This window comes from Aliidiomarina quisquiliarum (assembly GCF_023922585.1).
Lineage (GTDB): Bacteria > Pseudomonadota > Gammaproteobacteria > Enterobacterales > Alteromonadaceae > Aliidiomarina > Aliidiomarina quisquiliarum.
The window spans coordinates 23,703-46,696 of record NZ_JAMFTN010000024.1 but is presented as its reverse complement, the minus strand read 5'-3'; the positions used below and the strand labels follow the sequence as shown (position 1 = coordinate 46,696).

The window sequence follows — 22,994 nt, the reverse complement described above, 5'->3', positions numbered from 1 at the left end:
AACGAATTGCAGTACAAACTATCAGTACAGAATCGCATCATCTATTGGCTTATTGTAACAAGTTATTTGTGCGCTGACTCTGCAAATCGTTACTATGCCATGATATTAAGTTAACTAACAGGTACAGTATGAGAAAAACAGCTAGTAAATGCCTCTTTGGACAACAAGATGTCGAGGTGAAAAGTCATACTATAGTCTACAAAGGTTTTTTCCGAGTTTATACAGCGCTTTTACGGCATAAACTGTTTCGTGGTGGTTGGAGCGACTGGATAGAACGGGAAGTAGTAGATCGTGGTCATGCGGTGGTGGTTTTACCCTACGACCCGAAACGTGACAGTATAATAATGCTTGAACAATTTCGGGTTGGTTCGGTGCATGTACTTGGCGCACCAGAACGCCATGCTAGTCAGCCCGAAGCCTCGCCCTGGTTATTGGAGCTGGTGGCGGGCATGGTCGATGCGGGCGAAACAGAGGAAGCGGTTGCTCACCGAGAATTGAATGAAGAAGCGGGCTTAAAAGCAGACCAATTAGACTACGTGATGAGCTATTCTTCGTCGCCCGGCGGCTTAACTGAACGTATAAGTATTTTTATTGCCAGCGTAGATGCTACTACTGCCAGTAAATATGGTGGGCTTGCTAGTGAGCATGAAGACATTCGGGTGACTGAAATGCCGCGTAGCGAAGCTATAGCATTATTAGCAGAAGGATATATAGACAACGCAGCTACCGTTATTGCCTTACAATGGCTGGAATTAAATAAAGAGAGATTATTGTTAAAATGGGAGTTGCAGTGAATAAAAAAGGCTACGTAACCGACTTAAAAGAATTACATAGTATGGCGGAGCGTAATTATGCTGGGCTTTTACGCTTGCTGCCAGAACAAGTATTGCCCAGTGCGGCGACTGTGCAACGGCAAGGCACAGAGCCAGAAGAGCCTTTATGGCGGATTCAAGTTGGTGAGCAGCTTGATTTTGAAATTAGCCTTGGCCTGCAAGCGCCGTACACCACGGAGGTTATAGTGCGGCAATTAAGTGAGGCGCTACAAACAGATAAAATAACCGCCAAAGCCTATCAATTTCATCAAGTTGAATTTGCTGTGCGCCTATACCACGACGTGCGCATGGCAGAAATAACTGATTATCAAGGGGCTACGCAATTAACGGCCTTAGGCCCAGGCAAGCAACCTAAGCGCGGCACCAAGCCTGATGAAAAACATCAGCTTGGCGGGCTTTTGGCTGACTGGGTAAAGCTTTGCATTCATCACGGCCGTAGTGCTTTAGTGTGGGAATATGGCAACGAATTACCGCAGGCATAACAACAATACTTGTTTTTTTTATCGCCAGCCCACAGGATAGAAGCAGCCTTTCGGCATAGTTACATAGCTAGATAACAACGGAACCACAGGTAAGATGGCAGATTATAAAGCGGACTCGATTGAAGTTCTCAGCGGCCTAGAGCCAGTACAACGCCGACCAGGCATGTATACAGATACCACCCGACCTAACCACCTCGGCCAAGAGGCAATTGACAACAGTGTAGACGAAGCCCTAGCAGGCCATGCAACCACTATTGAAGTTATTTTGCACGCCGACCAGTCATTAGAAGTGATTGACGATGGTCGTGGTATGCCCGTCGATATTCACCCGGAAGAAGGTATTCCGGGGGTTGAATTGATTATGACAAAGCTACACGCTGGCGGTAAGTTTTCGAATAAAAACTATCAGTTTTCGGGCGGCTTGCACGGGGTCGGTATTTCAGTAGTTAACGCCTTGTCAACCCGGCTTGAAGTGTCGGTTCGGCGCGAAGGTGAAGTACACGAAATAGCCTTTGAACATGGGGAAAAAGTTTCCGAATTACAAGTAACCGGCACGGTAGGTAAACGCAATACCGGTACGCGCATTCATTTTTGGCCTGACCCAAAGTACTTCGATTCGGAAAAATTCTCCGTGTCGCGGTTGCGTTATCAGTTACGGGCCAAAGCCGTACTGTGCCCAGGGCTGAAAATACGATTTAAAGACAATGTAAATGATACGGAAGACAGCTGGTGCTATGCCGGTGGTTTACGCGATTATTTAAAAGAAGCACTGCAGGGTTGGGAACAGTTACCGGATGAACCTTTTACTGGCGAATTTCATACCGCCGACGAAGGCGTTGACTGGGCCGTTACCTGGCTACCTGAAGGCGGTGAAGGGGTGACAGAAAGTTATGTTAACCTAATTCCTACCACACAGGGTGGTACGCATGTGAATGGCTTGCGGCAAGGTTTATTAGAAGCATTGCGCGAGTTCTGCGAGTTTCGTAGCTTGTTACCCCGTGGGGTGCGTTTGGCACCAGAAGATATTTGGGAACGTTGTGCTTTTATTTTATCGGTTAAAATGGCCGATCCACAGTTTTCAGGGCAAACCAAAGAACGGTTGTCGTCACGCCAGTCTGCGGGTTTTGTTGCTGGTGCTGTGAAAGACTCATTTAGCTTATGGTTGAACGTACATACGGACCAAGCAGAACAAATTGCGGAGCTTTGTATTGCAACAGCGCAGCGCCGGTTACGGGCTGCCAAAAAGGTAGTGCGCAAACGAGTTACGCAAGGGCCAGCATTGCCTGGTAAGTTAGCCGACTGTTCAAGTCAAGATCCTGCTCGCGGTGAGTTGTTTTTAGTGGAAGGTGATTCAGCAGGTGGCTCGGCAAAACAAGCCCGAGACCGTGAATTTCAAGCCATTATGCCGTTACGAGGCAAAATCTTGAATACTTGGGAAGTGGACTCTGATCAAATACTTGCCTCGCAAGAAATTCACGATATAACCGTGGCTTTAGGAATAGACCCTGGGGCAAAAGACCTGTCGACCTTAAGGTACGGGAAAATATGTATTCTTGCCGACGCCGACTCGGACGGGTTACACATTGCTACTTTACTGTGCGCTTTGTTTGTTAAACATTTTCGACCATTGGTTAAGGCAGGGCATGTGTTCGTAGCTATGCCTCCGCTATACCGTATTGATGTGGGCAAAGAAGTATTTTATGCCCTCGACGAAAGTGAAAAAGACAGCATTTTAGACCGTATTGAAACGGAAAAGCGCCGGGGTAAGGTTAGCGTGCAACGCTTTAAAGGGCTAGGTGAAATGAACCCGCCGCAGCTGCGTGAAACCACCATGGACCCAAATACTCGCCGCTTAGTGTGCTTAACCGTTGAAGACATGGAGCAAACCGACGCTTTGATGGACATGTTGCTGGCGAAAAAGCGTTCGCCCGACCGACGGGAATGGCTGGAAAGTAAAGGAAACTTAGTCGAACTTATTTAACCGACTGACTGAACATCATTTGAATAAATTAAAACGGAAAGGTGCATGAGCGTATCTCTAGAAGGGTTTGAATATCTCCCACTGCATAAGTTTACTGAAGACGCATATCTAAATTATTCGATGTACGTAATTATGGACCGGGCATTGCCGAACATTGGCGACGGCTTGAAGCCAGTACAGCGGCGCATTATTTATGCCATGTCGGAATTAAACCTGTCGGCGACCTCAAAACATAAAAAATCGGCTCGTACCGTGGGTGACGTATTGGGTAAGTATCACCCCCATGGTGACTCGGCCTGTTATGAAGCAATGGTGCTGATGGCCCAGCCTTTTTCTTATCGCTACCCGTTGGTCGACGGCCAAGGTAACTGGGGTGCGCCAGACGATCCTAAGTCGTTTGCGGCCATGCGCTATACGGAAGCCCGCTTGTCGCGCTTTAGTGAAGTGTTGCTTAGTGAACTAGGCCAAGGTACAGCCGACTGGATCCCGAACTTTGATGGCACTATGGACGAGCCGCAAATACTACCGGCGCGTTTGCCCCATATTTTACTTAATGGCGTGACAGGCATTGCGGTAGGTATGGCAACGGACATTCCACCGCATAATGTTAGGGAAGTTGCAAATGCCTGTGCATTATTACTTGAAAAGCCAAGTTCAGACTTAACTGCTGTTATGGAACATGTGAATGGGCCTGACTATCCGACTGACGCGGAAATAATTACCCCCCAAGCAGACATTCGTAAAATATATGAAACCGGTCGCGGTAGCATTAAAATGCGTGCACGGTACAGTATTGAAGATGGTGAAGTGATTGTTGATGCCTTACCACACCAAGCCTCCGGTGCCCGCATTCTTGAGCAAATAGCAGCCCAAATGCAAGCTAAAAAACTGCCTATGGTAGCCGACCTACGGGATGAATCAGACCATGAAAAACCAACTCGCTTGGTTATTATTCCACGCTCGAATCGGGTTGATTTAGACCAGTTAATGGCGCACTTGTTTGCCACCACAGACTTAGAAAAAAACTATCGCGTTAACATGAATATGTTAGGCCTCGATGGCCGGCCGAAAGTAAAGCCGCTACTTACTGTATTAAGTGAGTGGAATACTTTCAGAATACAAACGGTAACACGGCGCCTACAGCACCGCTTAGACCGTGTGGAGCGTCGCTTACATATTCTTGAGGGCTTGCTAGTTGCTTTCCTGAATATTGACGAAGTAATTGAAATTATTCGCCGTGAAGACGAGCCCAAACCAGTTCTAATGGAGCGTTTTGGGATAAGCGATACGCAAGCTGAGTCTATTTTAGAATTGAAGTTACGCCACTTAGCCAAGCTAGAAGAAGTTAAACTACGGGGTGAGCAAGACGAATTAAGTAAAGAGCGCGACCACCTGCAGCTTCTACTGGGTTCAGAGCGACGCTTGAAAACTTTAGTGCGCAAAGAGTTACTAGCCGACGCAGAAAAGTATGGTGACAGCAGGCGTTCGCCGTTAGTTGAGCGGGAAGAAGCGCGGGCAATTTCTGAGCGCGACTTAACACCTTCAGAACCCGTTACCGTGGTGCTGTCGAAAAAGGGCTGGGTACGCTGTGCCAAAGGGCACGACGTTGATGGAAGTAACCTTTCGTACCGTTCTGGTGACAGCTTTTTAAGCCAAGCTATTGGCCGTAGTAACAATATGGCCGTGTTTTTCGACAGTTCGGGTAAAACCTATAGTGCCGAAGCCCATACTTTGCCGTCGGCACGTTCACAAGGAGAGCCACTTACGGGTCGTTTTACTATTGTGGCGGGGGAAAACATTAAACATGTGCTGATGGGGAAAGACGACAGCCAGTGGCTGGTGGCTTCTGATGCAGGCTATGGCTTTATGACCAAATTTAGCGACATGATTAGCCGCGTAAAAGCAGGTAAAACAATGCTAACCTTGCCGTCTGCAGCAAAAGTTCTTGAACCGCAACCCATACACAATGCTGCAACGGACGTACTTGTTGTAGTGTCAAATGAGGGCCGCATGCTGGCGTTCCCCGTGTCTGAATTACCAACTCTAGCGCGCGGTAAAGGTAATAAGTTAATTAGTATTCCAGCTAGCCGCGCTAAGTTACGGGAAGAATTTGTAGCTGCTGTAGCGGTTATACCAGCAGATGCAACCTTAACGGTAATTGCGGGTAAACGTAAGCTTTCACTGAAAGCGGCAGACTTAGACCATTACCGTGGTGAGCGAGGCCGACGAGGCAATAAGCTGCCGCGAGGCTTGCAACGGGTAGATGCATTGTTAGTTGAGCAAATAGCAGCAAAACCAGATACGGAAGGTAATGCCTAAGTTATAATTTATCGCGGCTTTGGTTTAACAAGGCCTGCATTGCTTGGTTAAAGGCCGCAACCCAGTATGGACTGAGTTGCGTGCCAGCCAAGCGGTTTATTTCTGCCACTGCGCGTTGGTAGGGGCGGCGTAAATGCGACGCGCTTGAACGTTCATGGGTCATGGCGTCGAAGGTGTCTACAATGGCTAAAATTTTTGCCCCGTCGGTTATTTCATGATCTTTCAACCCCAGCGGGTAACCGCTACCGTCACATTTCTCGTGGTGTTGTAACACCATCATTTTTGCTTCATGCCAATAGGGCATGTTTTCTAATAGCTTTGCCGAACAATACACATGAGTTTGAATAAGCTGGCGCTCATTATCGGCCAACTGGCCTTGCTTGTGTAAAATATCAAGGGGCAGAAAGCCCATACCGAAGTCGTGCACATAGCAAGCAGCGGTAAGCTGGTTTTCATTTACAGCTGAGCCCGCATAACGATTAATAAGCAGGGCTATTTTGAGCTGCCGGTCGCAGCGACCATGCCAATACCGAGAGCGAGCTTCTACCGGCTGCATAAGAATTCTAAAAAAATCCAAATCGTCTTCTGGCCGGCTTAGGGTTGGCGGCGATAAACTGGGCTCGTTGCCGCTAAGAACTAAATTGGGCTCTAGGGTTAGTAGGGCTGAACGAATAATTTGTTCGTGTTGCTCAGGGTTGTCGGCTTGAATACGTGCAAGTAGGGCTTCAACTCGTTCAAGTTGTAATTGATCGAAGTAAAACCCACCTTGGGCGTGGCATTCACGAATAAAACCATTTACTTTTTCTAAGCTGAGTAAAAGTAAGTCGCTTAGCATGGCATTGAAATGAATTTGGCCATCGCACAGTAAGCTAAGAGTGCTTTCTAAGTGGTCTAAAAACTGAATAAGTGGGGTAATACTTAAAAGCCCCAAATCGCCTTTGATAGTGTGTACAGCTCGAAATAACGAGCGGAGTAGTTCTACATCGTCGGGAGTTTGTTCTAACTCAATAAGATTTATTTCACAGCGTTCATACAGCTCTTGTAGCTCATCGAGAAGGTCGGCAAATACGTCTGCTTCAATGTCGGTTACTTGGAATCGAGCCATAACACACCCCTGTCGTTATTAGCGAACATATTAGCTTTATTGGTTACTCGGCTTCGGAAAGCGCAGCAATTCTGTTCGACACCGAGTATAATCGCATTTTTAAGTCTTATTGAGAGTTATCATGTTAGCAGTAATTAGATTGATAATCCTCGGCATATTTGTTGTTTTGACAGGTGTGCTGGGCAGTTTGTTTTGCTTATTACGTCCATTTCACCGCAATAACACCAGCTTATTTGCTCATTTGTTTGGCTCTATGCATCGAGTTATCGGGGTCGACGTTGAAGTAAGAGTGCCTGATTCTGTGCAGGGAAAAGGCCCGTTTGTGTATGTGGCGAACCACCAGAACTCATGGGACTTGTTTACCTTAAGCAGCTCGTTACCACCTGGCACAGTAACTGTAGGTAAGAAAAGCTTAAAGTGGGTACCTTTTTTTGGTCAGCTTTATTGGTTAGCGGGGAATATTTTGATTGACCGCAAAAACAGTAGCAAAGCACACGGTACAATAGGTAAAACTATAGAAGCTATACAGCAGCAAAAGCTTTCTATTTGGCTTTTTCCAGAAGGTACGCGCAGCTATGGCAAAGGCTTGTTAAAGTTCAAAACAGGAGCGTTTCACTCAGCTATTGGAGCAAAAGTTCCTTTAGTGCCCGTGTGTATGTCGACGACTGAAGGTAAGATAAAACTAAACCGATGGAATAACGGTAAAGTAATTATAGAAATGTTAGAGCCAATAAGCACCGAAGGCTTTAATCGAGAGAATATTCGCACACTCATGGCGACGACGCACGGCGCTATGCTAACAACAATCAACCGCTTAGACGCTGAGGTCGAAGCGGCATGGGAGAAGAAATAATGAGCATTAATAATTTAGCCGAGCTACTGCAATTAAGCCAAGACACTATAACTGCCCTGCTTGAAGATGGTATTGATCCAGAGCTTGAGTTTGATATTGAACACCATGTAGTAAGTGATAATTTTGACAAGCTAGAAAAAGCGGCCGTTGAGCTAGTAAAAGCCGGTTACCATGTAGACGATGCAGAAGAGTTTGAAACGGAAGATGGAACACTTTGCTTCTATTTTGCAGCGGTAAGTGAGTCAACGCTAGATGAAGAAGTGCTCGCAGAGCAAACCCGCCAAGTATGCGAAATTGCTGAAGCAGCCGGCGTTGAATACGACGGTTGGGGTACCTATCTTGGTGAATACGAAGATGAAGATGAGGAAGACGAAGACGACCTAAGCCTTCCTCACTAAATCGCTAACTATTATCAGCGAGCAATAGCGACCTTAAAGGGTCGCTATTTTTTCTCGTTGTAGTTGTAACTGCTTTAAGGTTGCTTCACCTTCAACTAAACGCTCATTTTCTTGCGCTATAACGTTGGCTGGAGCTCGGCTAACAAAGTTTTCGTTGGCTAACTTACCTTTCACCTTGCCTAAGTCAGAAAGTACCTTTTCAATACTCTTATCTAAACGCGCTAGTTCGGCTTCCTTGTCAATTAAGCCCGCCATAGGAATATGAAATTCAACACGGCCAACGAGTGCTGTGGCGCTGGCTGGCGCTTCGTCGGCATGGTTAATAAAGCTAATACTATCAAGCCTTGCTAAAGCCTTTAAGAAGCTTCTGTTTTGCTCTACTCGGCGTTGTGTTGTTTCGTCGGCGCCGCTAATGAGCACGTCTAAGCTTTGGCTTGGGCTTAAATTCATTTCTGCCCGAATGGTGCGTACGGCCACAATCACCTTTTTAATCCACTCCATATCTGCCGACGCTTGTTGGTGCTGCGTGGGCTGAACTTGTGGGTAAGCTTGAAGCATAATAGTACTGTCGCTATTGGTTTCAACGCCAGCTAGCGGCGCCACTCGCTGCCATATTTCTTCAGTAATATAAGGCATAATTGGGTGTAGCAAACGTAGTAACTGTTCAAGCACCGTTAGCAAGGTATGGCGTGTGCCATGCAGCTGGGCTTCAGTACCGCTATTAAAAACCGGTTTGGTTAATTCTAAATACCAGTCGCAGAATTGGTGCCAAGTAAATTCGTAAGCAATATTTGCGGCTTGGTCAAAACGGTAATTATCTAAGGCTGCACGGAACTGTTTTACGGTGTCGTTAAAGCGCTCAATAATCCACTGATCGGCTAATGATAATTCTATTTCAGCGTTATCGTTAGCAGAATATTGCTCCGTATTCATGAGCACATAACGACTAGCATTCCATAGTTTATTACAGAAATTGCGGTAGCCATCTAAACGTTTCATGTCCCAATTAATGTCACGACCTGTTGAAGCTAACGCCGCTAAAGTAAAGCGTAGGGCGTCGGTGCCGTGGGCAGCGATACCTTCAGGAAACTCTTTCTTAGTGCGGTTTGCAATACGTTGCGCAAGCTTGTCTTGCATCATATTCGAGGTGCGGCTTTCTATTAACTGTTCGAGACTAATACCGTCGATCATATCGAGTGGGTCGATAACGTTGCCCTTCGACTTGGACATTTTTTCGCCCTGGTCGTCGCGAATAAGCCCCGTTACATAAACGGTTTTGAAAGGAACCTGTGGCTTACCTTGCTCGTCTTTTAGGAAGTGCATGGTCATCATGATCATGCGCGCTACCCAGAAGAAAATAATATCAAAACCAGTCACCAGCACGTCGGTGGGGTGGAAGGTTTTTAAGTCTTCAGTATTCTCTGGCCAACCTAAGGTAGAGAAGGTCCACAAGGCCGAGGAAAACCAGGTGTCGAGCACGTCGTTGTCTTGGTTAAGCACTACATCGTCGGCTAGCTTATGTTTGCTGCGAACTTCAGCTTCACTGCGGCCAACATACACATTGCCTTCGGCATCGTACCAGGCCGGAATACGGTGGCCCCACCAAAGTTGGCGTGAAATACACCAGTCTTGAATGTCGCGCATCCAACTGAAGTACATGTTTTCGTATTGCTTGGGCACAAACTGAATCTCGCCGTCTTCAACAGCTTTAGTGGCTGTTGCGGCTAGTGGCGCTACACGTACATACCACTGGTCGGTTAGTAGTGGCTCAATAACCACACCAGAACGGTCGCCATAAGGTACTTTATTGTCGTGCTCAGCAATTTCTTGTAGCAAACCAGCAGCTTCAAATGCCTCGACTATTGCTTTACGTGCAGCAAAACGTTCAAGGCCTTGGAATGCTTTAGGTATGGTAATTTCACCGCTGTCGACTTCTTCGCCATTGGTGTTAAACACTTCAGGTTGTTCAAGAATAAACGCTTCGTCGGTAAGCACGTTGATCATGGGCATGCTATGTTTTTTGCCCACTTCGTAGTCGTTGAAGTCGTGTGCCGGTGTAATTTTTACACAGCCCGAGCCAAATTCTTGATCAACATAATCGTCGGCCACGATAGGAATACGGCGGTTAACCAAAGGTAAGTCGATAAATTTGCCATGTAAGGCCAAGTAGCGTTCGTCTTCTGGGTGTACCGCAACACAGGCATCACCTAACATGGTTTCTGGGCGAGTGGTGGCTACTACTAAGTAGTTTTTGCCATCGCTGGTGGTTACCCCGTCGGCTAATGGGTAGCGTAAATGCCAAATTTTACCTTTGCTTTCTTTGTTTTCTACTTCCAGATCAGAAATAGCGGTTTTTAATTTCGGGTCCCAGTTTACTAAGCGCTTGCCACGATAAATTAAACCGTCTTCGTACAGGCGCACAAACACTTCTTCAACAGCAACTGAAAGCCCTGCGTCCATGGTAAAGCGTTCGCGGTCCCAGTCTACCGAATCACCTAAGCGGCGCATTTGCTGAGTAATGGTACCGCCCGACTCTTCTTTCCATTCCCAGACTTTTTCAATAAAGCCGTCGCGGCCTAGTTCATGCCGGGTAGGACCATTTTCTGCAGCTAACTTACGCTCAACCACCATTTGGGTGGCAATACCGGCGTGGTCCGAGCCTACTTGCCAAAGGGTGTTATAACCGTCCATACGTTTATAGCGGGTTAGGGTGTCCATTAGCGTGTGCTGAAAAGCATGACCCATGTGCAAGCTGCCCGTAACATTGGGTGGGGGAATCATAATGCAATAGGAAGAGCCCTGGCCGCTGGGCTTAAAATGGCCAGCTTTTTCCCAAGCTGCATAAATACGTTGTTCAATGGCGTCGGGGGTATAGGTCTTATCCATGGTGTCCTTCAACATTTAATCGGGCCACAAGGTTTTGCATTTGCAAGCCTTGTTGACGGTAAAGCTTATAATGCTCACGAGCCTTTTGGCGGGCCGCTGGTTCTACCGGCACAAGCTCAATGAGAGTTCGAAATTTTGTTGCCGTGGCTACTGGCTCTTGGCTAAGGTTAATAACTGCGGTGCGATGGCCAATATTTTGCGGTAATGGTAACCAAGCAATAAGCACTGGCGTACCCTGTGCAGGGCCTTCACCCACTAAATTATGTGGAATAAAGGCTTGCGTGGGTTGTTGCCACATGAGCTCGTCGAGTGCTTCAGCTTGCTCCTGAGTGGAGCATAATAGTAATACCCGCTGGCGTTGTTGCATTAAACCGTATGCTAACGAGCAAACGAATTCGTTTGCCCGCTCATCGGTAATTTCATCTAGCGTGTAAAACGTTGCTTGCGACACAAATTAGCTCACTTGTTCATTGGCGCGACCAAGCAAAAACTGGGTCAGCATTGGCACAGGACGCCCGGTTGCGCCTTTAGCTTTACCACTATTCCAAGCCGTTCCAGCAATGTCTAAATGCGCCCAGTTGTACTTCTTAGTAAAGCGCGATAAGAAGCAGCCTGCAGTAATGGTGCCAGCAGCACGACCGCCAATGTTTTGCATATCGGCAAAGGGGCTATCAAGCATTGGTTGGTACTCGTCCCATAAAGGTAAGCGCCACGCACGGTCGCCACTTTGTTCTGAAGCATTTAATAGCTCGTGTGCTAATGGATTATGGTTACTCATTAAACCAGTAGCATGGCTACCAAGTGCAACCACACAGGCGCCGGTAAGGGTAGCAATATCAACCACCACTTCTGGGTTAAAACGCTCCACATAGGTTAGGGCATCGCATAATACTAACCGACCTTCAGCGTCGGTATTAAGTATTTCAATAGTTTGCCCAGACATAGAATGAAGAATGTCACCAGGGCGGTAAGCATTACCGTCGGGCATGTTTTCACAGCCAGCTAATATGCCAATAACGTTAATGGGTAGTTCGAGTTGTGCAAGCGCTTCCATAGTGCCCAATACACTTGCGGCACCGCCCATGTCGTACTTCATTTCATCCATGTTTTCTGAAGGCTTAATGGAAATACCACCGGCGTCGAAAGTGAGCCCTTTTCCAAGTAATACAATCGGAGCACTGCCTTCTACGCCACCATTATAGTGCATAAGAGTCATAACAGCAGGGTTGTGTGAACCTCGGCTTACGGCTAAGTAGGCATTCATGCCTAATTCAGCCATTTGCGCTTCGTCGATACGCTCAACGGTTAGGTTGCCATATTTTTCAGCCATTGCTTCGGCTTGTTCAGCTAAATATGCTGGCGTGCAAATATTAGGTGGCATGTTAGCCGCATCACGGCAGGTATTAACACCGTGAGAAATAGCCACGCCATGAGCAACAGCCTTTTCTCCAGCGGTAAGTTCGCGGCGAGTAGGCACGTTAAAAGTTAGCTTACGCAAAGGCCGCCGGTGTTCTTCTTTGTGCGATTTTAATGAGTCGAAGGTGTAAAGCTGCTCTTGCGCTGCTTCAATAGCGGAGCGTACTTTCCAATAGGTATCGCGGCCTTTAACATGCAGTTCACTTAAAAAACATACGGCTTCCATAGCGCCAGTGTTATTTAAGGTGCTAATGGTTTTGGCAATTATTTTACGGTACTGGCGTTCGTCGAGTTCGCGCTCTTTACCGCAACCGATAAGTAAAACACGTTCACTTAAAATATTGGGAACATTGTGTAATAACAGCGTTTGGTCGGCTTTGCCTTCAAGGTCGCCACGGCGAAGAATGTTACTTAAATAGCCACCGCTTATTTTGTCCAGTTGTTCGGCCACAGGAGAGAGGCGACGAGGCTCAAAAACACCAACAACTATGCAGGCTGAACGCTGCTTTTCTGGGCTTCCACTTTTAACGCTGAATTCCATATTTACTCCACATTCTGGTTTAATGCCTATATTCACGCCCTGCTATTCATGGCATTATTAACCACATTGATATAGGCGTGTGCAGGGCAGTATATGATATACCAATGGGCAAGATTTCGCCGAGGTTTCTGAACTGCACAAAGCAATCAAACATATAAAAAAGCAGAGTTTACTTAAAAGTCACAGGTTTTACAGTAAAAACCTAACTTAAGGGTTGCGGTAAAGTGCTCATATTTCGTTATTTGATTCGAGAAACCTTCAAGGCTCAGCTGGCCGTTTTTCTGGTGCTGATCACTATTTTTTTGAGTCAACAATTTGTTCAAATTCTTGCCGAAGCGTCTGACGGACAGCTTCCCGCAGAGCTGATTTTATTGGTACTAGGGCTGCAATTACCAGGCTTAGCAGCGCTAATTTTACCTATAAGTTTGTTTTTAGGCATTTTACTGGCCCATGGGCGACTATACAGCGATAACGAAATGTCGGTATTGCATGCTTGTGGTGTAAGCGAATGGTACGTGGCCCGCACAACACTGGTATTTGCATTAATGATTTCAGTGCTAACCGCATTATTAACTCTTTGGTGGGGGCCAGCGGCCCTGTCGCAAGAGCACATGATTGCCGACAGAGCACGCTCCGACGCAGGGGTAAGCGTCATTCAAACCGGGCGCTTTCAACAAGTAGCGAACCAACGTGCAGTTGTTTTTATTGAAAGCCAGAATGATAATCAAGAGCTAGAGCACATTTTTTTAGCACAAATGCCAGCGCATGCAAAAGTTGAGGGTGAACGAACACAAGAAGATGAGCGAGTTAGTGTGGTTATGGCCAGCCGGGGGCAGGTGCTAAGTACGCCGTCGGGGGCGCAGCTTTTATCCTTAAGCGACGGCCGCCGATATTCACAAAGCCTAGAAAACTTAGACCATCATGTAATGAGCTTTGATAACTACCAAATGCAAATTCGTGAGCAAGAAGCAGAAGAGTCATTGCGCCGCCAGGAAGCTATACCTACTCTTGAATTAATGCGTAACTCAGGTGCCGAAGCACGTGCTGAACTGCAATGGCGCTTGGCTATACCCTTGGCCATGCCCTTGTTAACACTTATTGCAGTGCCTTTAAGTCGGGTGAACCCTCGGCAAGGTAAGTTTGGCCGCATGGCACCAGCTATTTTAATCTATTTAGGCTACTTTATGGTGCTTATGGCAGCTAAACGAGCTATGGCCGCCGAGCGTATTCCAGAAACCTTTGGTTTGTGGTGGATTCACTTAGGCTTACTGTTAATTGGGGTTTCATTATTACTGCGCGATCGGCCCATCGGGCAAAAGTTGCTGAGTATGGTAAGGATACGCCGATGATTAGTATTATTGACCGCTACATTGGCAAAATAGTGATCAGTACGTCGCTAATTAGTATGTCTATTCTGGCGGGATTGTCGGGGCTGATTCGTTTTGTAGAACAAATTCGCAGCATTGGACGGGGAACTTATAGTTTGCTCGACGTATTGGCTTTTGTTTTATTAAGTGTACCCCGCGATATTGAAACGTTTTTCCCTATGGCGGCCTTGTTAGGTGGCTTAATAGGCATGGGCATGTTGGCCAGCAATAGTGAATTGGTTGTGATGATGGCCGCTGGGCGTTCGAAACTAAACCTAATTGGCTCGGTAATGAAAGCCAGCGTGGTAATGATGGTGCTGGTGTTGGTATTAGGAGAGTGGGTAGCGCCTAAACTAGAAAGCCAAGCACGGCAGCTGCGCGCCCAAGCTATTTCTGGAGGCGCGTTATTAAGCGCCCCTAATGGTATTTGGGCCAAAGATGGCAGCAGTTTTATTCATATAGGTGAGCTAGAAGACACCGGCATACTTAATCGAGTGTCTATTTATCAGTTCGAAGAGCGCAAGCTAGAGCAAGTAATTCATGGCGAACGAGCCGCTTATGTTGATAGTGACTGGATGCTAAGCAACGTGCAGCACACTCAAATGGGTAGTGAAGAAATTATTAACCAACAATTACCAAGCTGGCGTTGGAAGTCTGGTTTAACGCCCGATAAGCTCGGTATTGTTATAGTAAGGCCAGAATCACTGTCTATTAGCGGTTTAAATAGTTATGTGAATTACTTACGCAGTAACCAACAAAGTGCCAGCCGTTACGAACTAGCGTTTTGGCGAAAAGTGCTAGTGCCACTTACCGTAGCTGTTATGTTGCTAGTGGCATTATCGTTTATTTTTGGCCCCTTACGCTCAGTAACCATGGGGGCTCGCGTGTTACTTGGGGTAATTACGGGGTTTGTATTTCACATGACCAATGAGGTATTTGGCCCAATTTCACAGGTGTACGCCATACCGCCCTTGTTAGGAGCGATTATTCCAAGTTTACTCTTTGCTGCTGGGGCGCTTTATATACTGCTGCGAAATAAAACCTAGGGATTATTGGCTTGGCTTAGCTTCTTGAGCGGGCTGGCGCCAATTTTTAAATTGATTCGCTTCAGGCGTTAAACGCACTACTTCACATTTGGCGGCAAGATCTTGCAATGCCAGTTTATCGCGATTAAACACCACCCAAATATTGCCTAAGCCGCCAAGCGCTGTGAAAAAACGAATAATTGCTTGGCGAAATGAAATTGCTTGATTGTTGGTGTTTTGCACCCGCAAACGCCAAGCCTTCATACCAAGGGTTTGCCCACCGCGGCTCCAAAATAATCCGTAAAAGCCAACTAAAACCACTACTAAATAAACTTGAAATAGCCAATGATCAATACGCTCGGAGTGGTCCATGCCCTCGGCTAATGGCCACCAACCTAAGGTTGCTAAAGCTACACTGAAGGCAAGCGCCATGGCAGCAGCAAACATAAGCACCGCAGCCACTACTAAAAGATCGTACACAATAGCGGCGAGTCGAATAAAAAAACCGGCACGGGGAAAGCCTGAACTGCTCATAAAATATTCTCTTTACTTTAATTTTGAAAAAAACCTGCTAAATTCTCGCTTGTTTACTTGCTAAAGACCAGCGCTTCCGTATAATTCGTCCGTCTTCGTTTGACATGCCCTCTCAATGCCTGGGTGGCGAAATTGGTAGACGCAGTGGATTCAAAATCCACCGTTGGCAACAACGTGCCGGTTCGAGTCCGGCCCTAGGCACCATTATTATGTACTTCTTAAATTACTTTTCTAATTTAGCAGTGACAATACCGATTGCGGGCGCAAATTTGCTTGCGTAAGTAAACTGACACTTGCCTGTTGAATAATTTGTTGTTTTACCAAAGCCGTTGTCGCACTAGCATAATCAGTATCTCGAATGCGGGCTCGTGCGGCTGACAAGCCTTCCGTAGTATTACTTAAGCTTCGAGTTGTCGCTTGCATGCGGTTAATCATGGCACCAATATTACCCCGTTGTTCGCCGACTTGGCTAATGCCAATATCTAGCATTTCAATACTTTGGGCTGCACTTTCATACGTTAAAATATCGGCGCGATCGACCAGAGCTTCAACTCTATCTGGAAGGTGAAAGCCGAGCACGGCAGCATTGTTCGATGCTAGTTCAAGGTTTGTAAACTCTGCGCCAAAACTCTTTAATTCAATTTGGGGTACATATTGACCTATCTTTAGATCAGGTAAACCAGCAGGGGTTGTTCCTTCTATTGCTATGTCACGAGAAGAAATAAGCTCAATGCTTAGCGAACTGCCACCAGAGTGGATTCGGGCAGTTACTCCAGTGCCGTGTAAATGGTTATTAAGTTCGTTCATTACTGCGTTTCGGTAGTAATTGCCGTATGCGTTATTATTAATATTTGCAGCAGGTAGCGGAATATTCGACAAATCAATATCCTGCCCATTAATAGTAAAAGGCACAGAACTACTTAATTCAGAAGGTAAAATGCTTGATCGGATCAGCACATTACCGCTTAACTCAGCCCGAACGGGAGAATTATTCGCGGGGTATGACGCATTGTTAATAGCGTTCATTAAGTCAGTTGAGGTGTTGTACGGACCTTCAAAGCTTACACCATTAATAACTAATGGGTCGGCAGGAGAAATTAGGCCAGCAAAGTTGTTTGCTCGCTCTATTCCAGTTGTTGTAGGTATACTGCCAGGGAAGCTTACACTGCCAGATGGCGACGAGGTTTTTATAATAACGTTTGGAATATAAGTGCCATTACTGATCGAAGGCATCAGAGAGCTTGTGCCGTTAACAGCAAGACTTTCTTTTTCGCTACCCTGAAAAGTAACCCCTTGGTTTCCAGCTGAGAAGGTTGCATTTACACCAGTAGGTAAGCCCGCCTCAATAGTCGAGCGAACCTCAGAGTAATAGTAGGTTTCAGCGGCTGAGCGATTTTGACCTGGGGCATAATCGTCGTGTAGTGGGTCGTCCCAGTCTGGATTGTTAACATAATCAGGAATATTGTCGAAACGAATTTCATGGCCATTAATGTGAATGGCGTTAGGTAAGCTTGTTGCTGTATTGGCAGCATTTAGTGGAATATTAATATTACTATTTAAATAAACACGGCCTTCTACAGTAATTTCAGCGTCAGGAATACCTGAAACCTCAGTAACTAGGGCGCTAAGGTTCGACGCTACAATTGGATGGCCATTAACTACGGCGCCTGATAGTAAACCCGAGTCTAATCGAGGATAGCCAGTTAGAGACCGCGTTGGGTGATCAAGCTGTACCGAGCTAGCGCTGGTTACTAATGGCCGAGAGTCCCAACCGTAATAGCCAAGCCTTTGAGTTCTTACATCGAAGTCGGTAACGGTAACGGTTTCATTTTCCCCACCATTTGCGCCAACTAAAAACGTGCCTTCGTAGTTTCCTTGTAACAGTGGAATGCCACCAAAGGTTGTAGTGTTGGCTACACGGTCAATTTCGACTTTTAACGCTTGAAACTCCTTATTTAGTGCAGCGCGGTCTAAATCGGTGTTTATTCCGTTTTGTGCTTGCACGGCTAGCACGCGCATACGTTGTAACATGCTCGTTACTTCGTCCATTGCACCATCGGCCACTTGGTTGACAGATATAGCGTCCATTGCATTCAAGTTGGCACGGTCAAGGCTTTTAATTTGCGATGTTAATCGCGTAGATACTTGCAATCCTGCTGCGTCGTCCTTGGCTCTGTTTATTCTGAACCCAGTAGATAGCTGCTTGAGTACACTATCAAGCTTATTACTAGAATTGCTCAGGTAGCGCGTTAGTGACAACGACGAAATATTCGTGTTGATGGCTAACATAGTTCCCTCTTTTTTCTGTCAGAACGTTAAATATTATTTTTTATTATTTATTAGTGTGATTACTGGTTACTATATCGCTTGTTGTTGAAAATACTTTAGCTATGGTTAGTATTCCTAAGTGTGGTTAAGTGATGAAATACATTATTCCTTCGCACCAGGGCTTCTGTGCTGTTATAGTGACTTCCTATGAAAATAAAAAAAGAGAAAACTGGCACATTTAGAGTGGCCTTATTATGAAAGACAACAATGAAAACCCTGCTCCACAATATGATGTGGAAATCCCTTCGAGAGACGAGCTTTTAAGTACCATACAAGCGGACATTAAACCTACTTCCTTCTCGACTATTATTGAAAAATATCAACTGCATGACGAACGTCAACAAATAGGCCTTAAACGCAGGCTAAGAGCAATGGAGCGCGACGGCCAGTTGGTGTATACCCGATCTGATTCTTATGGTTTACCTGAGCGTATGGACTTAAAGCGCGGCAAGGTTATTGGCCATCGCGACGGCTTTGGCTTCGTACAATTAGAAGAAGGCGGTAAAGACTTATATTTGCCATACCACCAAATGCAATTAACCATGCATGGCGACACTGTATTGGTGAAAGCTGGTACGGCTGATCATAAAGGCCGTACAGAAGCTCGGATTGTACGAGTTATTACCCAAGGTAAAACCGAAGTGGTAGGGCGCTACTTTGTTGATCAAGGCGTGGCCTTGGTAGTGCCTGACGATTCTCGCCTAAGCCAAGATTTAATTATTCCTGCTGAATTTAGTAATGGCGCACGCCATGGCCAAATGGTGGTAGCAGAAATACAAAACCGGCCTACGCGCCGAAGTAACCCGATTGGAAAAGTTATTGAAATACTGGGTGAACATATGGCCCCAGGAATGGAAATTGAAGTTGCTATTCGCGAGCATGGCTTGCCCCACGAATGGTCGGCAACGGTTATTAATGAGTTAAAAAAAGTATCTGATGAAGTAACAGCGGCAGATAAAAAAGACCGCGTCGACTTACGTGAATTACCGCTTATTACAATTGATGGTGAAGACGCTCGCGACTTTGATGACGCTGTGTATTGTGAACCCGACAAAAAAGGCTTTCGCTTGTGGGTTGCCATTGCCGACGTTAGTCACTACGTGCGCGTTGGTACGCAACTAGACAAGGAAGCAACGGAACGAGGCAATTCGGTATATTTTCCCAATAACGTAATTCCAATGTTGCCTGAAAAACTGTCGAATGGTTTATGTTCGCTTAACCCCAATGAAGATCGCCTTTGTATGGTGGCCGAAATGGTGGTGGGTGAACGCGGCAAGCTAGTCAGTTATAAATTCTATCCCGCCGTTATGAAATCACACGCGCGAATGACCTACACAAAGGTGGCGGCTATTCTAGAAGGTGATGTGGAATTGCGTCAGCAGTACCATGGCATAGTGCCCCACATTGAGAACTTACACGCATTGTATAAAGTGTTACGTAAAACCCGTGATATTCGCGGGGCGATAGACTTTGAAAGTGTTGAAACCCGATTTATTTTTAATGCACAACGAAAAATAGAGCGTATTGAACCAGTATACCGTAATGAAGCCCACATGCTGATTGAAGAATGCATGATTATGGCGAACGTAGCTGCTGCGCGCTTTATTGAGAAGTATGAAGCCCAAGCATTGTTTCGTATTCACGAACAACCCGATGAAGATAGGCTGGAAAGCTTTCGTTTATTACTTGGCGAGCTGGGCATAGTAATGACAGCAAGTGCCGAGCCAAGCCCAGCAGACTTCAGTGCTGTGCTAGCTCAGGTTGCAGACCGACCAGACAAAGAGCTGATTGAAATGATGCTACTGCGCTCGCTACAGCAAGCCGTATATAGCCACGAAAATTGTGGTCACTTTGGCTTAGCTTTAGAAGCTTACGCTCACTTTACTTCACCTATTCGTCGTTACCCCGACTTAATACTGCACCGGGTTATTAAGCAAGTATTGAAAAAACAAAAGAAAGTTCCTGGTGGCTTAGAAGGTGCAGCCTTTTACTCGGAAGAACAGTTGGCTAACCTTGGTCCACACTTTTCCGCTACGGAACGGCGTGCCGACGAAGCTACCCGTCAGGTAGACGACTGGCTGAAAACTGAGTTTATGCAAGACCACGTGGGTTCTGAATTCCCTGGAGTAATTGCTTCAGTTACCAACTTTGGCTTGTTTATTCGCCTTGATGAAATGATGATTGATGGCTTAGCCCACATTTCTAACTTACCCAGCGAGTATTATCATTTTGATTCTGATCGCCACATGTTAATTGGTGAGCAGTCGCGCCAAGTATATCGTATCGGTGATAAGGTGGTGATACGGGTTATGGGCGTGAACTTAGATGAAAGTAAAATAGATTTTCAACTCTTGTCGGTAGAGTCGAGCGGTTCGGAACTACCAACACCAGTAGTGATTAAAGCAAAAGCAAGCAAGGCTAAAGCAGGACGAAACACTAAACATGGAAAGTTTGCTAAGGGCAAAAAATCCAGTCAGAAGTCACCGCCTAAGGGGCGGAGGTCGCAGGCAAAACGTGGGAAGAAGAAAAAAAGATGAGTAAAAAAGAAGAAGTATTTGGTATTCACTCAGTGCAAGCCATTTTAACCCACGCCCCTGAGCGAGTGGTTGAGTTGTTTATTCAACAGGGTAAAGAAGATATCGATAATGGCAACTTTTTAAAGTTAGCAAAACAAGCAGGAGTACGGCCGCAATTTTGCCAGCGTAAAGTGCTTGATAGTCGGTGTGGTGCTGAAAATCACCAAGGCGTACTTGCTGTAGTAACGGTGAAGCCACAACTGACAGAAAATGATTTACCTGACTTAATAGAGAACAGTAAAACGGCACCATTGTTTTTAATTCTTGACCAAGTTACAGACCCTCATAACTTAGGTGCTTGTTTACGTACGGCAGATGCTGCGGGCGTAACGGCGGTTATAGTGCCTAAAGACAAATCGTCGAAACTCACCAGTGTAGTACGCAAGGTGGCAAGTGGTGCTGCTGAAGTGGTGCCTTTTATAGTGGTAACTAACCTAGCCCGTTGCCTACGAGAATTGCAAGAGCAAGGCATTTGGGTGATTGGTACTGCAGGTGAAGCAACAGAATCGTTATACAGTACCAAGTTAACCGGCCCTATAGCTTTAGTAATGGGTGCGGAAGACACCGGTATTCGTCGCCTAACGCGCGACATTTGTGATGAGCTAATTGCTATTCCATTACAAGGTACGGTTAGTAGTTTAAATGTGTCGGTGGCTTCGGGTGTGTGTTTATTCGAAGCGGTGCGACAAAGAAGCTAACTAACAGTATTTAATTGTCTTGTAATTGCCTGGTAAATTGCGTAAAATTCGCCCGCTTGAATCAGCCCAAAAAATATGTCAAGTTCCTTGCCTTTATGTCAGCCGGGCTGAGCTGAACTCAGGCTTTAATCCATAAGGAGCACTTAAATGCGTCATTATGAAATCGTATTCATGGTCCACCCAGACCAGAGCGAGCAGGTACCAGGAATGGTTGAGCGTTATAGCGAAACCATTACACAAGGCGGTGGCACTATTCACCGTTTGGAAGACTGGGGCCGTCGCCAACTAGCTTACCCAATTAACAAGCTACATAAAGCTCACTATGTTCTAATGAACATTGAAGCTTCAGCTGAAGTAGTTAACGAGCTAGAAACCAACTTCCGCTACAACGACGCGGTACTACGTAACCTGATTATGCGTAAGGATGAAGCTGTTTCTGAACCTTCACCTTTTGCGAAGTCAAGAGAAGGTCGTGAAGATCATCGTGAAGACCGTGACAATCGTGAAGATCGTCGCGACGCGAAAGCTGAAACTGAAAATGAGACCGAAACCACGGAAGCTGATTCAGACTCAGAAGAGTAAGAACGGTGAGTGGGAACGCATTGGGAACCAACCAGCTTATAATTGCAGGTACTTTAACGAAAACCCCAAGAGTAAGCAGAAGTCCGGCTGGCGTACCACACTTGCATATAACGGTTGAACATCGTTCATTGCAAACTGAAGCCGGTTTACCCCGGCAGTGCTATGCACGCATTCAGGTGATAGCAAGCGGAATATGGACCCAAGCGTGGTCAGAAATTTTAACTGTGGGAAGTGCAATTACTGTTACCGGCTTTATTCAGCGCCATGAAGACAAAAATGGCATGGGAAAATTGGTACTGCACGCACAGAAGATAGAACAGGTTTAACAGGAGAACATCATGGCTCGTTTTTTCCGTCGTCGTAAGTTCTGCCGCTTTAAGGTAGAAGGCGTTAAAGAAATTGATTATAAAGATATTGCTACGCTGAAGAACTATGTTACCGAAAGCGGTAAAATTGTTCCTAGCCGGATCACCGGTACCTCGGCTAAGTATCAGCGTCAACTAGCTCGCGCAATTAAGCGTGCTCGTTACCTGAGCTTGCTGCCGTACACCGATGGCCATAAGTAACAGGAGTAGCAATTAATGAATATTATTTTACTAGATAAAGTAACCAACCTTGGCGGCTTAGGCGACCAAGTAGTTGTAAAGTCTGGTTATGCACGTAACTTCCTTTTCCCACGTGGAAAAGCAGTGCCTGCAACCAAAGCTAACGTTGAAATGTTTGAACAGCGTCGTGCCGAGCTTGAAGCTCAGCTGGCAACTGAATTGAAAGCGGCAGAAGCCCGTGCTGAGAAAGTAAATGCACTTGAAACTGTTGTTATTAGTTCTAAAGCTGGTACAGAAGGTAAGTTGTTCGGTTCAATAGGTACTCGTGATATTGCTGCTGCAATTACAGCGGCTGGCGTTGAAGTTCAAAAGAGCGAAATTCTTATGCCACACGGTACACTTCGCGAAGTAGGTGAGTTCGATATCGAACTTCAAATGCACGCAGAAGTAACAGCAAATATTAAGCTGGTTATTGAAGCAAGCGAATAAGCTTTGTTACAGTAAGCCATCTTTAAAGGCAGCACT

Annotated in this window: 20 protein-coding genes and 1 tRNA gene; 15 read left to right on the top strand and 6 right to left on the bottom strand. The window is 46.0% G+C overall.

What is annotated here, in order from left to right; translation table 11 throughout:
* Positions 1–176: 176 nt before the first annotated feature.
* From M1L23_RS10495 to parC, 4 genes are all read left to right on the top strand, one after another.
* Positions 177–794: an NUDIX domain-containing protein gene (locus M1L23_RS10495; RefSeq protein WP_338021843.1), complete on the top strand. Its 618-nt coding sequence runs from the start codon at positions 177–179 to the stop codon at positions 792–794.
* Entirely contained in the window at positions 791–1,315 is a 525-nt protein-coding gene (locus tag M1L23_RS10490) for a DUF1249 domain-containing protein (RefSeq protein ID WP_252627319.1), read from the top strand. The genes M1L23_RS10495 and M1L23_RS10490 overlap by 4 nt, the downstream gene beginning before the upstream one ends.
* Before the next feature lie 94 nt (positions 1,316–1,409).
* Positions 1,410–3,296, top strand: a complete 1,887-nt coding sequence (parE, locus tag M1L23_RS10485) for a DNA topoisomerase IV subunit B (protein WP_252627318.1) — start codon at positions 1,410–1,412, stop codon at positions 3,294–3,296.
* A gap of 45 nt (positions 3,297–3,341) precedes the next feature.
* Positions 3,342–5,615 (top strand): DNA topoisomerase IV subunit A, encoded by a 2,274-nt coding sequence (gene parC / locus M1L23_RS10480; protein ID WP_252627317.1) that lies wholly within the window; start codon positions 3,342–3,344, stop codon positions 5,613–5,615.
* 1 nt (position 5,616) lies between these two features.
* On the opposite strand, the gene M1L23_RS10475 is transcribed toward parC, so the two are convergent.
* On the bottom strand, positions 5,617–6,720 hold the full coding sequence (locus tag M1L23_RS10475; RefSeq protein ID WP_252627316.1) for an HD-GYP domain-containing protein: 1,104 nt from the start codon (positions 6,718–6,720) through the stop codon (positions 5,617–5,619).
* A 121-nt stretch (positions 6,721–6,841) separates the two neighbouring features.
* Between M1L23_RS10475 and M1L23_RS10470 the strand changes: the two genes are divergently transcribed.
* Together M1L23_RS10470 and rraB are read left to right on the top strand one after the other, a co-directional pair.
* Positions 6,842–7,573 carry a 1-acylglycerol-3-phosphate O-acyltransferase gene (locus M1L23_RS10470; protein WP_252627315.1) on the top strand — a complete coding sequence of 244 codons (732 nt, stop codon included), beginning with the start codon at positions 6,842–6,844 and terminating at the stop codon, positions 7,571–7,573.
* Positions 7,573–7,971, top strand: a complete 399-nt coding sequence (rraB, locus tag M1L23_RS10465; RefSeq protein ID WP_252627314.1) for a ribonuclease E inhibitor RraB — start codon at positions 7,573–7,575, stop codon at positions 7,969–7,971. The genes M1L23_RS10470 and rraB overlap by 1 nt, the downstream gene beginning before the upstream one ends.
* A 33-nt stretch (positions 7,972–8,004) precedes the next feature.
* Here rraB and M1L23_RS10460 read toward each other — a convergent pair whose 3' ends face one another.
* Genes M1L23_RS10460 through pepA form a run of 3 tightly spaced genes read right to left on the bottom strand, consistent with a single transcriptional unit; the run spans position 8,005 to position 12,814 of the window.
* The gene (locus M1L23_RS10460) at positions 8,005–10,857 is read right to left on the bottom strand and encodes a valine--tRNA ligase (RefSeq protein WP_252627313.1); all 2,853 of its coding nucleotides are present in this window, start codon (positions 10,855–10,857) and stop codon (positions 8,005–8,007) included.
* Positions 10,850–11,308: a DNA polymerase III subunit chi gene (locus M1L23_RS10455; protein ID WP_252627312.1), complete on the bottom strand. Its 459-nt coding sequence runs from the start codon at positions 11,306–11,308 to the stop codon at positions 10,850–10,852. The genes M1L23_RS10460 and M1L23_RS10455 overlap by 8 nt, the downstream gene beginning before the upstream one ends.
* A 3-nt stretch (positions 11,309–11,311) precedes the next feature.
* Positions 11,312–12,814: a leucyl aminopeptidase gene (gene pepA, locus M1L23_RS10450; protein ID WP_252627311.1), complete on the bottom strand. Its 1,503-nt coding sequence runs from the start codon at positions 12,812–12,814 to the stop codon at positions 11,312–11,314.
* A 224-nt stretch (positions 12,815–13,038) separates the two neighbouring features.
* Between pepA and lptF the strand changes: the two genes are divergently transcribed.
* Complete coding sequence (gene lptF, locus M1L23_RS10445; protein ID WP_252627310.1) at positions 13,039–14,163, top strand: LPS export ABC transporter permease LptF; 1,125 nt, start codon at positions 13,039–13,041, stop codon at positions 14,161–14,163.
* A complete protein-coding gene (gene lptG / locus M1L23_RS10440; RefSeq protein ID WP_252627309.1) occupies positions 14,160–15,227 on the top strand; it encodes an LPS export ABC transporter permease LptG in 1,068 nt (355 codons plus the stop codon). Before lptF ends, lptG begins: the two co-directional genes overlap by 4 nt.
* Before the next feature lie 3 nt (positions 15,228–15,230).
* On the opposite strand, the gene M1L23_RS10435 is transcribed toward lptG, so the two are convergent.
* Positions 15,231–15,740: an RDD family protein gene (locus tag M1L23_RS10435; protein ID WP_252627308.1), complete on the bottom strand. Its 510-nt coding sequence runs from the start codon at positions 15,738–15,740 to the stop codon at positions 15,231–15,233.
* Positions 15,741–15,857: 117 nt separating this feature from the next.
* Between M1L23_RS10435 and M1L23_RS10430 the strand changes: the two genes are divergently transcribed.
* Positions 15,858–15,944, top strand: a tRNA-Leu gene (locus M1L23_RS10430).
* 27 nt (positions 15,945–15,971) lie between these two features.
* On the opposite strand, the gene M1L23_RS14940 is transcribed toward M1L23_RS10430, so the two are convergent.
* On the bottom strand, positions 15,972–18,029 hold the full coding sequence (locus M1L23_RS14940; RefSeq protein ID WP_274707212.1) for a flagellin N-terminal helical domain-containing protein: 2,058 nt from the start codon (positions 18,027–18,029) through the stop codon (positions 15,972–15,974).
* 233 nt (positions 18,030–18,262) lie between these two features.
* On the opposite strand from M1L23_RS14940, the gene rnr reads away from it, so the two are divergent.
* The 6 genes from rnr to rplI all read left to right on the top strand — a co-directional run bounded on the left by rnr (position 18,263) and on the right by rplI (position 22,958).
* Complete coding sequence (rnr, locus tag M1L23_RS10415; RefSeq protein ID WP_252627307.1) at positions 18,263–20,605, top strand: ribonuclease R; 2,343 nt, start codon at positions 18,263–18,265, stop codon at positions 20,603–20,605.
* Positions 20,602–21,342 (top strand): 23S rRNA (guanosine(2251)-2'-O)-methyltransferase RlmB, encoded by a 741-nt coding sequence (rlmB, locus tag M1L23_RS10410; protein ID WP_252627306.1) that lies wholly within the window; start codon positions 20,602–20,604, stop codon positions 21,340–21,342. The genes rnr and rlmB overlap by 4 nt, the downstream gene beginning before the upstream one ends.
* 147 nt (positions 21,343–21,489) lie before the next feature.
* Positions 21,490–21,924, top strand: a complete 435-nt coding sequence (rpsF, locus tag M1L23_RS10405; RefSeq protein ID WP_252627305.1) for a 30S ribosomal protein S6 — start codon at positions 21,490–21,492, stop codon at positions 21,922–21,924.
* A 5-nt stretch (positions 21,925–21,929) separates the two neighbouring features.
* Entirely contained in the window at positions 21,930–22,250 is a 321-nt protein-coding gene (priB, locus tag M1L23_RS10400) for a primosomal replication protein N (RefSeq protein ID WP_252627304.1), read from the top strand.
* Between the two features lie 12 nt (positions 22,251–22,262).
* Entirely contained in the window at positions 22,263–22,490 is a 228-nt protein-coding gene (gene rpsR / locus M1L23_RS10395) for a 30S ribosomal protein S18 (RefSeq protein ID WP_126757809.1), read from the top strand.
* Positions 22,491–22,505: 15 nt separating this feature from the next.
* Positions 22,506–22,958, top strand: a complete 453-nt coding sequence (gene rplI, locus M1L23_RS10390) for a 50S ribosomal protein L9 (protein WP_252627303.1) — start codon at positions 22,506–22,508, stop codon at positions 22,956–22,958.
* Positions 22,959–22,994: the final 36 nt, after the last annotated feature.